We start from the raw sequence: 12,863 nt of genomic DNA, 5'->3' as shown, positions 1-12,863 counted from the left end.
AGACTGATTATCATGAATGGTGATTAAAAGGAGGGTAGGAATTGAGTAGAATTTTTAAATCATATGGTTTTATGACAGGGAAAGTCGAACAACTCTTTGAACTGGAATTTGCCGAAAAACTAAAGCCATTTAACATTAATGCAAAACAATATGGTGTTCTTATTAAAATTGATGAAAAACCTCATTTATCTCAAAAGGAAGTAGCGGCAGAATTAAAAATTGACAGAACAACAATGGTTAGCTTTATTGACCATTTAGAAGCTTTAAAGTATTTGACTAGAACTAAAAACCCTAAAGATAGAAGATCTTATAGCCTAACGATTACAGTGCAAGGTAAGCAAATATTAGAAAGCTGCTGGGGCTTAATGGAACAGTCTGAAAGAAAAATATTATCTTCTTTAAGTAATGAAGAAGCGGACATGTTAGGTGGAATTTTGATGAAAATCTTGGAAACCAGGAGGATTAATGAATGACTCAACTTGAATATTTTAAAAGTCGAATCGAAGCAACATTTAGCCCAATGGATTATATGCAAGAAAGTAAGCAAAACAAAGATGAGTATGTATTACTGGATGTTAGAAATGGACCTCCTACTTTAAAAAAAGAAAAGATTCAAGGAGCGATAGAGATTCCACTATTGGCGTTAGAAAATCGTTTGTCAGAATTGCCTAAGGAAAAGGTAATCGTTTTATATTGCTGGGATGTATGGTGTAGCACAGCTGCAAAAGCGGCTTTAATCCTTTTAGAAAAAGGATTTAAAGTGAAAGAATTAAGTGGTGGAATTGCCGCTTGGAAGACTATGAATTTCCCAGTAACTCCTGTAAGGCATTCAGATTCATCAATTGAAGAATGTGGATGTTAAATATGTAAAGCTTAAGAGGATTGATCAAAATAAAGACTTTTATAAAACGCCGTCCAATTGTTTGGACGGTTTTATGCATTTATAAGATAAGAAGTATGAGTAACTTAATCATGGTTCATCACCATAACTAGCAGTTGATTTCCGTTACGGCAGCGTGTTTTCCTGGGGCGTCCGATAAGCCGATTCACTCGCTCCAGGTTCTTATCTGTGACGCTGATGAGGGCACTGAAAAACTCTAAATTAGATTAATTTTATGGTATTTTTTAGATAAGTATTATTCTACTATGCAAGGATTTTGCGCGGCGGCGTGAGACTCCTGCAGGAACAGCATGAGACGTAAGACGCAATAAACCGCGCGTAGCGAGGGTTGCGGCTTACGCTATGCCTGCGGAAAGGGAACGCCAGAGTGTAAAATTCCTAGTTCCAATTTTAATTAGAGAATTTATTTAAAAAAACACTTTTTCAGTGCCCTAAAGCTGATGCCCAAAGAGTCACGCTGGCCCCACTCCAATCAATAAACGCATTATTTAATATGTCCATTCCACCTTTTGGTAAATAACCCTAATCGTTTTAAATACAGAAAAATATATCATTTTGAAACCTTTTAGATGTGCTAAAGACTCTAAGTAGTGAAAGGAGGGGAAACGGAATGGGACATGATGTACAGATAGTGAAACGAGCCATTACGGGAGACAAAGAAGCTTTTGAGCAATTGCTCTATTTAGAGGAGGAGAAGTTGTATTATGCTGCACTCTCTTATGTAGGCAATAAAGAGGACGCACTCGATGCTATACAAGAAACAGCATGTAAAGCCTACCTAACAGTTAAACAGCTAAAGAAACCTGAATTCTTTTCGACATGGCTATTTCGAATCCTAATTCACGAATGTTATCGCTTGCTGAAAAAAGGGCAAAGAATAGTTCCTTTTGAGGAAGACGAACTGTTAAAACGTTTGAATCAACAACCCTATAAAATTGACACTCCAATTGATTTAACAGAGGCATTGCAACAGCTAGATCACTCGTATCAAACAGCGCTAATTTTGTACTATTATCGTGATTTACCTATTAAACAAATTGCTGAAGTGATGGAAAAGCCAGTTGGAACGATAAAAACATATTTACACCGTGGGAAAAAACAATTAAAGCGAGAGTTAGAGAGGAGTGCAACGTTTAATGAAAAAATCATTTAATACAAACGAAATCCGCACAGAATTCCCTAGAGGTGAGGTCCGGGCAGCAATTTCTCAAGGGATTCAACAAGCAGAACAGCAAGGCGATTTGCAGAATACGCCGTTGCAAGTAAAAAGAAGAAAACGTAAACCGCTTTTATATATAGCTAGTACTGCAGCAGCATGTGGTTTAATAATCGGTTCTGCATTCGTATCCCCAACATTGGCGAGTAGTTTATCGCAGCTGCCGATTATCGGTTCAGTATTTAGTGACTCCGGCTTATTAGGGCTAAAACAGGCTAGTGATCAGGGGCTAACGAGTGCAGTTGGAGAAACACAAACGAATAATGAAATTTCTGTAACTATTAATGAAGTGTTATATGATTCCACAAATATTACAGTTGGATTTACAATTGAATCGCAAGAAGAGCTGAGCGAAGAATATTTTAGAGGATTTATAGATTTTACAATTAATGGTAATTCACCTGTAACGGGTTCGGGTAGTTATGGTGAAAAGATTATTAGCCCAACTGCTCGTACAGGCATAGCAACTTTTGGTGTAACAGATGATATGCCAGAAACTTTTGAACTAGGCTTAGTTTTAGAAAGCGTGGAAGGGGAGAAATGGAACTTCTCGACACCTATTAAAAAGATTACTGACATTGTTCGCGTGCCCGTGGATCATCAACAGCAAGTAGATGGTGTTAAACTCGACGTTTCAGAATTATCGCTAAGTCCTTCAGGTGTGGGCATTTCATTTGTGGCATCAGAAAAAGGTAGTATGCCTGAGATGATGCGCGCCTCATATGTAGAGTTCCGTATAACAGATGAGTATGGCCGTGAAATAACTTCCCATTCCGGTGGATTAAGAGGTCAATTATATGATGATGTGTGGGTATTCAGTGGAAAGAAAAGTTTTGATCCGATTACAAAGGACATCAAAGAGTTGACGATCACACCATTCTTATCTCTACCAACCGGAGGATCTGGTGTTGCTATAGATGAGAATGGAAACGAAACAATCATTCATGAAAATAGATCGTCGTTGAAAGAAGTAGAATTCAAACCATTTACAGTGAACATTAATTAAAGAAAATCTTGAACAACCCTGAATTAGGAGCACTCATGTAAGAGAGTCTCTTATTCGGGGTTATTTTTTTATTCGTTCTGATTAGTTTTACATATAAGTTAAGATACTTGTTTCCAATACATATTTAGCAAGGCATCTAATTCTTGACTACACATAACGACCTTTGGATGTGTAAATCCGAGATCTTTGGCTTTTTTATACATGACTTTTCTTTTATATTCAATGGCAAGTTTTAAAATTTTTATATTCAATATACGTTTCACAAAATATCTCCTAACATTCAATTTAATTTATATTATGTCCTGTAATTTAGTTTATAACCATACTATTATTGTATAATACTTGAAATAAAAAATGTAAAATTTTGAATCAAATAAAAAATTGTAATTAAATTGTAATATATAGGGTCGAACGAGTGGGAATTTATTAGCTTATTTTTATTTATGAGAGAAATAAAAAGATTGTACGTTGTATAGAGTGTAGAGGCCTTTACGAGAAACGGTAAGAAGGGGAACTGGTGCCATGAAATCGAATGAACGAAATTTTATAAAGCGATTAAAGAGACAAGAAGAGGATGCACTCGAATATGTCGTTGATCATTATTTACCACTTGTGAAAGGTGTTGTTTATAAAGTATTGACGCCACTGCAACAAGAAAATTTATTGGAAGAATGTATGAATGACGTATTTTTAAGTGTTTGGGACAATATCGATCAATTTAAAGGCGATGCCATTGATTTTAGAAAATGGATTTGTGCCATTGCAAAATTTAAGGCGATTGATTATTACAGAAAGGCAGGAAAGAGCATGGAGATTTCTTCAGAACATACTGACTTGCTCATTGAAGACTCTGCGGAAGAAGCGCTAATTCGAATCGAAAATCATGAAGAGTTATTACAATTGATAAATGGACTCGAAGCAATGGATCGTGAAATATTCTTGATGAAATTTTTCTTAGGTGTGAAAACAGAAGAAATTGCCTCGCGATTTGGCGTAACACGCACGGCCATCGATAATCGCATTTACCGAGGAAAAAAGAAACTTCAGCAGCAAGCCATAGATATGAAGTTAGGAGGTAGCCTTGTATGAAAGAAATTTACAAGTTATTAAATGATGTGCAATTGGATGAAAAAGAATTTGTTGAACTTGAGGCTAGTGAGTTCGAAAAAGCACAAATGAAAAATCAATTGAAGCAAAGAATGTTGAAAAAGAAAAAACGAGGAAGCTGGTGGCAACAAATCGCTATTGCTTCTCTATTTATAGGGTTATCGGGTACTATATTAGGTTTTACTTTCCCAGCACAGGCAGGAAGTATCCCAATAGTAAGAGATATTTTTAAGTTTATAGATGGGGATCGGGCTGCTCTTTATGAAAATTATAAAGAATTTTCGACTGCGATTGGATTAACTGATAAGAGTAAAGGGATTGAAATTACTCTAAATGATGCCATTTATGACGGTGAAACGATAACTGTTACTTTGGATATTAAAAGCGAAAAAACCTTAGGAAATCAACCGAAATTTCGTCATAGTGCTTCTTTTAACGATGTTAACGGGGGGACGTTTGGTTTAGACATAAAAAAAGTGGATGATTTCAATTATGTAGGGATATTGACGGCAGGAAGTTTTAGTCAAGCTTCAAAGGATATGGCTAATTTTATATGGAAAGTAGATAAAATATTTATCGAAGAAACAAATACAGTCATTAATGGTAACTGGCGTTTTGCTTTTTCTATTGATGCGACAGAGCAACATACACAAGTAGTCGATCAATCTACAGAGCAAGATGGGGTCAAGGTGACAGTTAAGCAAATCACGAAAACACCAATGTCGGCCATCGTTTACCTAAAAGAGCAACTCGATCAACAGGTCTCAGAATACTGGAATTCTATAAGTCTTGAGTATTCAATGATGGATGATGTAGGGAATGTCTATGAAGGTGAGGGCATGGGTGGTTATGGTGAACTAGATGACCCAGGGGTTATGAATACGGGGAAAACGTTTGAGAAAATAGATGAACGTGCAACAAAGTTAACAATAGTTCCACAGCTAACCATGCTAAAAGCTTCTGCGAATCCAAATGAGCAAACTGATAGCGTCAATGCACTTGGTGAATCTGTAGTAACTAATACTGCAACAACAGTTATGGACCATAAGGAAATAACGCTTGAACCGATTGTCATTGAGTTAGAGAAGTAAAAGTCATGAAGTGAGGATACGAATAGTGGAGTTTTTGTAAAATAAAAATGGATGTTGGAAAAACTACTTAATTATATATTCTTCATCAATTATTAGTTGTGAATCAAATTGATGCCCCTCGTTATTCAATTACTTATATAGCGAGGGGCATTTGTTCTTATTCTACAATTAATATGCGAGGGGAAGTTTTTGCAATAACTCTTGTTGCTACCCAACAGCCAATGCAAGAAGCGACGATACTTAAGCAAGCTATGGCAATACTCATTGGCCAGTTCACGACAAGCGGTAACTCAATTAATCCATATTCTAATAAGATGACCTTTAGGGAAAAAGGAATTAGTTTTATGCCAACAAAAATGCCGATTATTGAGCCAAGTGTTGAAAGTATACATATTCCCGAAGTAATGGACCATCTAATATTTGCTGAAGTCATACCAATAGATTTATAAATCCCGTAGGTACTGCTTTCTTTTCGAACATTGATACGAGAAACACTAAAAATAATTATACATGTAACGGTTAAGAATAAAATGCCCATGACAGAAAGTGGGATGATAAATACTGTAATAACCACTTTGAACATAGAGTCTAATAATGTTTGCTGCGTTTCAGCGGTTATAGAGTCCTTGAATTTTTCTTTTAACTCAGTTACTACTTGGTCTGCTTGCGTCTCACTGTGTAAGTTAATCAAACTGATTTTAGATGCTGAGTAGTCGGAATGATGAACCTTTACAACTTCAGCTGTGATTCGCGCAGAGGTAGACTTATTCGCGATAGCTTGATATATGCCAGTAATGAGAAGGCTATGTTGTTTTCCTTCTATATAGACGTCGATCACATCGCCTAAGCTTTTGTTTAATGCGCTTGCAACATTCACACCAATGGCAATTTCATTTCTAAGGGAAGGGTTACGACCCATAATATTTTCGTAGCCTACATCATCGAAGCTTCCTTCTACAATATCAATATTGATATGCAACGGTTGCTGTGCTTTGTTTGGAAGGATTCCAGTAATTACATCTAGCCAAGCGTAATTTTTAATTCTACTATCAGAAAGCAATTGCTGTTCAAAGCGCTCTTTTGAAAATGTAGCATCATTATCAACAGTTACTGCGATATGAGATGAATCATAGCCCCATGAAGGTGCAGTGTCTTTAATAGAAGCAATGCTGTTAAGAAAGACAACACTAAATACTAAAATGCCAGAAGTGATTGTAGTCAGTATAATAATAAGAATTGAACTCTTCATATTCTTTGTTATATTTTTCATGCCGAGTTGCAGATGAATTGGTAAATCTACAAAATGTAGAATTCGATTTGATTGATTGAGACGTCTATTCATTTTGCTGTTGGCTAGTTCAGACATACCGTATTTGATGGCCTGAACAGGTTTGATATATCGAGCTTTGTTCGAATAAAAGAAAGCGGTAATGCTGACGATAAAAAATATTAGTAATCCGATAAGTAAATTTGTCGTAACATCTTGAATAATCGTTAAATGATCTCCTGTTTTTAAATAAGACAAAGAGCTTTCAATGATGATGCGAGAGAGGACTTTACTTACTATTAGACCTGGAACTATGGCAACAATCGATAAAAGGCTATATTGCAGTACATATGTTGCAATTATCCCTTTAGATGAAAGACCAAGGGACTTGATTACACCAATGGTTTTGTAATTGGATAAAATCGCATCTGAAATACTTAATCCAATGATAAATAATGAAATAAAAAGCATGGCTATGGCTAATACCACCATGATAAAGCCAATTATTTTATTGATGATGGAATAAAATGAGAAGAGTTGCTCATACTCCATTTTTGATTCAAGATATGGGCTATTTAAATATTGTTCGAAGTTCGTCCAATAGTCTGTACGTTGATGATAGTCTTCATATCGAAGGGCCATCATATATTGATCTGTCCCTGCCATCATGCCTAAATGTGCATTGTAATCCAGTTCGTTCATCCAAATGCGAGCATTTGTTGTAAAGGGTCCGCCGTAAGGTAAATCTACGACAATTGCGGCAACGCTTAGTTTAAAACTATTTTCGCCAGTCTGGAATTCCACGAAGTCACCAATAGTTATACCAGAAGTAGCAGCCATAGATGTGGGAATCCATATAGTTCCTTTGTCTGGATAAGGCTGTTTTTTTCCTTCTGCAAGTATTAATTGATCAATAGGAGATGGTGTTTTCGGTGTATTCATCATAAGTAAGTATAGATTTGGTATTTCAATACCATTAAATTTTGGGCCTGATAGGTTTCTAAATGGTATTAGTTCGGAAGCGGTTACGCCATTTTGATTCTGCCACCAGTTGTTTACGATGCGTGGATTATGGATTTCTTCGCCCATTGTCAAAATTTGATGGGCACCATTTGTTTCACGATGTGTTTTCTCAAAAATATTATCAGTATTGGTGATAATGGTAATAGAAGTGGCTAAAAGTAAAGTGGACAACAAAATGAGTATGGCAATAAGTCCATTTTGAATTTTTCTTTTTCTTATATGTGCGAGACAGAGAGTAGTGACTGCATACATAATCTAATCCTTCCTCGAAACATAAGAAAATATGATATTCTCACGCTCTTGCATATTTGTTTCATCGAATTTTTCAAAATCTAAAATACCATCAATCTTTCCATCTTGAATAAGTATGAGGCGATTCGCACGACAGGCTGCTTTTATATCGTGTGTAATCATGACAACGGACTGACCATCTTTATTTAAATTCGTTAAAGTATCTAATACCGCGATTCCTTGGTCATAATTTAAACTTCCCGTTGGTTCATCTGCAAAAATCACTTCTGGATCATTAACTAATGCTCTAGCTATTGCAGCTCTCTGTTGCTGACCTCCTGAAGTTTGGGAAGGGAGCCGATTGCGCTGCTCTTTAAGTGACATTGCTTGAAGAAGAGAATCCGCTTTTTTTAGAACCTGTTTTTTTGCTGTTTTTGCAATATATCCTGGAAGTACGATATTTTCAAGTAAGGTTAGATCGGGCACAAGATTACTACTTTGATAGATGTAACCTATTCTTTTTGAACGAAATAAAGCCAGCTCTTTTTCTGAAAATGTATCCAACCGTTCTCCATGAAAATGGACTTCTCCGGCCGTTATCGAATCCAGTCCACTTAGTAGATAGAGAAGTGTGGATTTGCCAGATCCAGAATTCCCCATAATAACAGTGAAATCACCTTTGTAAATTTCAACATCAATATTTTTTATGGCATGGTAGTGTTCACTACCTGTTGTATAAGTCTTACACAAATTTGTAGCACGAATAAGAACCTCTTTTTCCAATTAAATTCCTCCCTAAATGCTGTATTTTCTTCAGTGTAATGGATACATATTACAAGGTCCTTATCCAAATATTAATAAAGTATTAACAAATAGGGAGTAGTAGCGTAAAGGTTGTTCCTTCATTTTGTTTACTTTTGAATGATATGGAACCATTATGAGCCTCCATAATATGCTTGCAAATGGATAATCCGAGGCCTGCACCTTCATTTTTAATGATTGTTTCATCTGTAGAATGAGAACCTCTAAAATAACGTTCAAAAATAAAAGGCATATCTTGTGGAAGCATACCGTTCCCTGTATCCGACACAATAATTTTTAGTGCTTGCTGTTCAACAGTGATGGAGATGGTTATGGAGTCCCCATAAGATGTATGTTTGAGCGAATTTGTAATAAGATTCGCAATAACTTGTTCTAAGCGATGTTCATCTACTTGGATTAGGACATTCGGAATATCTGTCGGTGCTGTTAATTGAATGCCTGTTGTATGGACGTAATGACTAATCGGATGGAGGATATTTGTCAGTACTTTTTTACTGTATTGTTCTTTTAAGGTGACAGGAATATGGCCAAGTTCTTTTAATGAATGGATCAATAAATCATCGAGGAGTCTCGACATTTTTTCTGTATTAGCTTGCATCACATTTATATAGGCCATTAGGGATTCCATATCAGGACAAATCCCTTCAGCAATCGCATCTAAATAGGCTTTTACTGTTGTCAGAGGAGTTTTAATATCATGTGAAATGCTAGAAACGAGCTTCTTTTGGTTTTGGTCCTGTTCAAGACGTTGCTTGTTAAGATTCATAATTTCGATGCGCATTTGTTCAAATACGGCGTATAAATCACCTATTTCATCGTTTTTCACGAAGTCATTCTTTTGACCATAGTTACCTTTTAAAATTTCTTCTGTACTCTTTTTTAAATTGTTGATAGGTAGTAGCACATCTTTTTTTGATTTATTTACAATGACATAGAAAAGTACTATTAGAATAATCGACAGGAGACTAATAACGAGCATTATTAAATAGTTATTCGAGTTATTTGGCTTTTCTGCTAGTACCATATCTTTACGGAGAGTAAAGATGGCGTTACCTATTTGATTCTGTGTTGTTTCTTCTATAATAGGGAACGCGATTTTATACACTTCCGGTTCCGCTTTTGAAGCTGATAAATCATAATGAAGATCATTTTTAATATGAATATACGAAGGACTATCGATATTTGTAGATTTAAAGATTACTCTACCGTCTAATTGAACAACTAATATACCTATTTTTTTGTCATTGCTCATTGTCTGAAGGGAATTTTGTAGATAGAAGTCCTGTTCCAAATTTTTATAGTGTTGCTCTATGTACAATTGCAAGTCGTTTACTTGTAGTCGAGTTTGATTGATAGCGTACGGATTTCTAGAGTCAGAATCGCTATCCAAACTATTAAAGAATATATAACTGACACATCCAAGCAGCAGTAATAAACAGACGATAGCTGCCAACAACCATTTTCTTAGCCAGTCTTTCACATACATAGCGTTCTCCTATTAGTCGTTTTTTGTATTAAATTTATAGCCAATTCCCCAAACAGTTTGTATATAGACAGGGGTAGATGGATTTTTTTCTATTTTTTCACGCAGCCTTCTAATGTAAACTGTTATCGTATTTTCATCCCCGAATGAAGTATATCCCCAAACAGCATCCAGTAACTGACTTTTTGAAAAGACTTGATTTCGATTTTGGATTAAAAAATATAATAATTCGAATTCCTTAGCTGATAATTGAATTTGCTTTTGGTCACGCGTAAACGTATGTTCTATTTTATTTATCTCCATATTTTCAACCTGAATTACATCTTTATTGTTAACTTGATCCTGTAATAATCTATCTTGTTTACGTAAATGTGCATTTATTCTTGCTACAAGTTCGCTTAAAGAGAATGGTTTTGTCATATAATCATCCGCACCGAATCCTAATCCAAGTACTTTATCAGTATCACTGCCACGTGCACTTAATATAAGAATCGCCACATTGCTATTCTCGCGAATTTGGCGACACAGCTCGATGCCATCACAATCTGGGAGCGTCAAATCGAGGATAATAAAATCTGGATTGCTTTTCTCGATAGTATAAATGGCTTCCTTGCCAGTTTCGGCAATCATCACCTCAAAATTATGTACTTTTAAATAATCTCTTACGATAAAAGCAATATCCTTTTCATCTTCAATAATTAAAACCTTCTTCTTATACAAATATTCTGCCTCCTATTAGAAAATACTGGTATGAATAGTATAGAATAATTTGAATGTTGATGCTCTAATTTACTTTGTTAAAAAGTGAAATTGTAAGCTAATAAAATGTATGAGATTTGAAATTTAAATTATTTGATAGTTTTTTTTGCAGCAGGAACTTTGGAGAATGCAGCAGAAGTTAGTAAGTGTTATTCCAATGAAGATTGTAGGTATCATCATAATGAATAATTATTGGTACTACGTAATAAAAGTGTACCGAAGCTTTGTTATTTCGAACCTTTTATGTAGTATAACGATTCTCTTAAATCAATAAAATCTAATTATGGAGGAGGAGAAATTTATGGAAATTGCAAAGGGAGTAGAAATGCTTCAGCTTGATTTTTATGGGAGTAGTATTCATCCAACTCTTTTATGGGATCAAGAAATGGCTGTTTTAATAGACACTGGATATCTTGACCAATTTGAAGATTTACGCTTGGCAATGGAAAAGGTTGGTGTTACATTCGACAAGCTAAAAGTTGTGATTTTGACACATCAGGATATAGATCATATAGGTTGTCTTCCTGAAATAGTACAAGAATGTGGGAGTCATATAAAAATATATGCCCATGATCTAGAAAAGCCTTATATTCAAGGGGAGTTACCTCTTTTGAAAGATGGTCATCTAGAGAATCCGCCAAAGGGAACAGTAAACAATACTTTGAGAGACGGTCAAGAATTATCGTATTGCGGCGGAATTCAAGTCATCCATACGCCAGGACATACATCGGGTCATATAAGCCTATATTTGAAGCAAAGTAAAACATTGATTGCTGGGGATTCGCTATACAGTGTAAATGGAAAAATTAAGGGGATTCATGCCCCGACAGTATTGGATATAGAAGAAGCTCGACGCTCTTTAAAGAAATATCTAAACTTCGACATTGAATCTGTAGTTTGTTACCATGGAGGATTAAGTGAGGGCAATATTAATGATCAAATTCAACAAGTAATCTCATATTAATTTAAATCCTGTTAAATGTAAGAAAGGGTGTGTCCTAAAAGAAAAATAGCATACTTAAAGTACTCTTCGCATACCGTCTTTTCTTTTAGGACAGCTTGTTATTTCTAAATAAATGTATACCTTATTACGCACTCCATCTTTATGATTAAAAATGGGATACAGAATGGTGGATGCTTCAATACTTTCAGATGATAAAAGCTGTGTCCTCTTTAATAATGGATGTCTTCATCAAGAGCATCTACCTTCGTCAATACTAAATTTTGATTAATAACTACTCATTATAAATTCCGTTTGCGCGTAGTAATTAAAATGAAAATACTTATAATGAGTGTGCCATACATAAAAATCCATCCGAATTGCCAATAAAATAATCCTGGGATAGAAAGGATTTCATCTCCCGAAGCCATCATTTCTAACGAAAGATAGACTGGTGGTAACAGCCAGATAAGACCTTTTATTTGTAAAATTGAACTTTTTACAGTGGCAATGGCTAGAGAGAGGAAAAGAATGCTTAGTACCCCCCACCAAGTATTCTGTTTGTTTTTCACCATTTCTCTTGTGAAATTAGCAGACAATGCGATAGCTAGAAAGGAAAGACTAAAGTGAGACAAGAAACCCATCAAAATATGTAATGGTTTCGGCTGTGCACCAAACGCATTAATAACTATGGGGTAAGTGATGGACACACAACTTAGGCACAAACCGATCAGTAAACAAATTGTAAAAAGTGCTAAGCTGTACTTCTTTCGATTTTTGGTATGTAGTAAAGTTATAATCTTTTGGCCTTCGTCTTCTGAGTGGAAAATCGTGATTGTAAACCAGCCCATGATAAAGAATAGCACTATAGATGAAAAGGAGTAGCTATCTAATATTGGGTTAGGTGTAAAAGTATAATTCACTATAAGAAAAATGATAAAAATCGAAAATGGTGGAACATATCTATATGCACGTAAATAATTGATAAATTGATAGCGTAGCAAACTACTCATATTC

13 protein-coding genes are annotated in these 12,863 nt (G+C 35.3%); 7 read left to right on the top strand and 6 right to left on the bottom strand.

Annotation, left to right across the window (positions count from 1 at the left end; genetic code table 11):
* The first annotated feature begins 41 nt into the window (after nucleotides 1–41).
* The 4 genes from ACIQZG_RS07930 (at nucleotide 42) to ACIQZG_RS07915 (ending at nucleotide 3,123) form a co-directional block, all read left to right on the top strand.
* On the top strand, nucleotides 42–473 hold the full coding sequence (locus ACIQZG_RS07930; RefSeq protein ID WP_402754626.1) for a MarR family winged helix-turn-helix transcriptional regulator: 432 nt from the start codon (nucleotides 42–44) through the stop codon (nucleotides 471–473).
* Complete coding sequence (locus ACIQZG_RS07925) at nucleotides 470–862, top strand: rhodanese-like domain-containing protein (RefSeq protein ID WP_402754625.1); 393 nt, start codon at nucleotides 470–472, stop codon at nucleotides 860–862. The genes ACIQZG_RS07930 and ACIQZG_RS07925 overlap by 4 nt, the downstream gene beginning before the upstream one ends.
* 649 nt (nucleotides 863–1,511) lie before the next feature.
* Complete coding sequence (locus ACIQZG_RS07920) at nucleotides 1,512–2,054, top strand: sigma-70 family RNA polymerase sigma factor (protein WP_402754624.1); 543 nt, start codon at nucleotides 1,512–1,514, stop codon at nucleotides 2,052–2,054.
* Complete coding sequence (locus ACIQZG_RS07915; RefSeq protein WP_402754623.1) at nucleotides 2,038–3,123, top strand: DUF4179 domain-containing protein; 1,086 nt, start codon at nucleotides 2,038–2,040, stop codon at nucleotides 3,121–3,123. Before ACIQZG_RS07920 ends, ACIQZG_RS07915 begins: the two co-directional genes overlap by 17 nt.
* Nucleotides 3,124–3,221: 98 nt before the next feature.
* On the opposite strand, the gene ACIQZG_RS07910 is transcribed toward ACIQZG_RS07915, so the two are convergent.
* Nucleotides 3,222–3,377: a Spo0E family sporulation regulatory protein-aspartic acid phosphatase gene (locus ACIQZG_RS07910; protein WP_402754667.1), complete on the bottom strand. Its 156-nt coding sequence runs from the start codon at nucleotides 3,375–3,377 to the stop codon at nucleotides 3,222–3,224.
* Nucleotides 3,378–3,645: 268 nt separating this feature from the next.
* Between ACIQZG_RS07910 and ACIQZG_RS07905 the strand changes: the two genes are divergently transcribed.
* A complete protein-coding gene (locus tag ACIQZG_RS07905) occupies nucleotides 3,646–4,212 on the top strand; it encodes a sigma-70 family RNA polymerase sigma factor (protein ID WP_402754622.1) in 567 nt (188 codons plus the stop codon).
* Nucleotides 4,209–5,321, top strand: a complete 1,113-nt coding sequence (locus tag ACIQZG_RS07900; protein WP_402754621.1) for a DUF4179 domain-containing protein — start codon at nucleotides 4,209–4,211, stop codon at nucleotides 5,319–5,321. Before ACIQZG_RS07905 ends, ACIQZG_RS07900 begins: the two co-directional genes overlap by 4 nt.
* 157 nt (nucleotides 5,322–5,478) lie before the next feature.
* Here the strand turns inward: ACIQZG_RS07900 and ACIQZG_RS07895 are convergent, their stop codons facing one another.
* The 4 genes from ACIQZG_RS07895 to ACIQZG_RS07880 all read right to left on the bottom strand — a co-directional run bounded on the left by ACIQZG_RS07895 (nucleotide 5,479) and on the right by ACIQZG_RS07880 (nucleotide 10,867).
* Nucleotides 5,479–7,863 (bottom strand): ABC transporter permease, encoded by a 2,385-nt coding sequence (locus ACIQZG_RS07895; RefSeq protein WP_402754620.1) that lies wholly within the window; start codon nucleotides 7,861–7,863, stop codon nucleotides 5,479–5,481.
* Between the two features lie 3 nt (nucleotides 7,864–7,866).
* A complete protein-coding gene (locus tag ACIQZG_RS07890; protein WP_402754619.1) occupies nucleotides 7,867–8,625 on the bottom strand; it encodes an ABC transporter ATP-binding protein in 759 nt (252 codons plus the stop codon).
* 82 nt (nucleotides 8,626–8,707) lie between these two features.
* Nucleotides 8,708–10,150, bottom strand: a complete 1,443-nt coding sequence (locus tag ACIQZG_RS07885) for a sensor histidine kinase (RefSeq protein WP_402754618.1) — start codon at nucleotides 10,148–10,150, stop codon at nucleotides 8,708–8,710.
* Nucleotides 10,151–10,162: 12 nt separating this feature from the next.
* Nucleotides 10,163–10,867: a response regulator transcription factor gene (locus tag ACIQZG_RS07880; RefSeq protein WP_402754617.1), complete on the bottom strand. Its 705-nt coding sequence runs from the start codon at nucleotides 10,865–10,867 to the stop codon at nucleotides 10,163–10,165.
* A gap of 340 nt (nucleotides 10,868–11,207) precedes the next feature.
* Here ACIQZG_RS07880 and ACIQZG_RS07875 point away from each other — a divergent pair, with 340 nt between their 5' ends.
* A complete protein-coding gene (locus ACIQZG_RS07875; RefSeq protein WP_402754616.1) occupies nucleotides 11,208–11,870 on the top strand; it encodes an MBL fold metallo-hydrolase in 663 nt (220 codons plus the stop codon).
* A gap of 278 nt (nucleotides 11,871–12,148) precedes the next feature.
* Here the strand turns inward: ACIQZG_RS07875 and ACIQZG_RS07870 are convergent, their stop codons facing one another.
* On the bottom strand, nucleotides 12,149–12,859 hold the full coding sequence (locus ACIQZG_RS07870) for an ABC transporter permease (RefSeq protein WP_402754615.1): 711 nt from the start codon (nucleotides 12,857–12,859) through the stop codon (nucleotides 12,149–12,151).
* Nucleotides 12,860–12,863 lie beyond the last annotated feature (4 nt).

The sequence above is a fragment of the Lysinibacillus sp. NPDC096418 genome, assembly GCF_044762775.1.
Lineage (GTDB): Bacteria > Bacillota > Bacilli > Bacillales_A > Planococcaceae > Lysinibacillus.
The sequence above is the reverse complement of the archived record's forward strand: the minus strand, read 5'-3'. Positions and strand labels throughout refer to the sequence as shown.

Excerpts from the sequence above, each read along its gene's own strand:
- ACIQZG_RS07885 (WP_402754618.1), bottom strand. The coding sequence starts at position 10,150 with ATGTATGTGAAAGACTGGCTAAGAAAATGGTTGTTGGCAGCTATCGTC.
- ACIQZG_RS07925 (WP_402754625.1), top strand. The coding sequence starts at position 470 with ATGACTCAACTTGAATATTTTAAAAGTCGAATCGAAGCAACATTTAGC.
- ACIQZG_RS07895 (WP_402754620.1), bottom strand. The coding sequence starts at position 7,863 with ATGTATGCAGTCACTACTCTCTGTCTCGCACATATAAGAAAAAGAAAA.
- ACIQZG_RS07915 (WP_402754623.1), top strand. The coding sequence starts at position 2,038 with ATGAAAAAATCATTTAATACAAACGAAATCCGCACAGAATTCCCTAGA.
- ACIQZG_RS07900 (WP_402754621.1), top strand. The coding sequence starts at position 4,209 with ATGAAAGAAATTTACAAGTTATTAAATGATGTGCAATTGGATGAAAAA.
- ACIQZG_RS07920 (WP_402754624.1), top strand. The coding sequence starts at position 1,512 with ATGGGACATGATGTACAGATAGTGAAACGAGCCATTACGGGAGACAAA.
- ACIQZG_RS07905 (WP_402754622.1), top strand. The coding sequence starts at position 3,646 with ATGAAATCGAATGAACGAAATTTTATAAAGCGATTAAAGAGACAAGAA.
- ACIQZG_RS07870 (WP_402754615.1), bottom strand. The coding sequence starts at position 12,859 with ATGAGTAGTTTGCTACGCTATCAATTTATCAATTATTTACGTGCATAT.
- ACIQZG_RS07875 (WP_402754616.1), top strand. The coding sequence starts at position 11,208 with ATGGAAATTGCAAAGGGAGTAGAAATGCTTCAGCTTGATTTTTATGGG.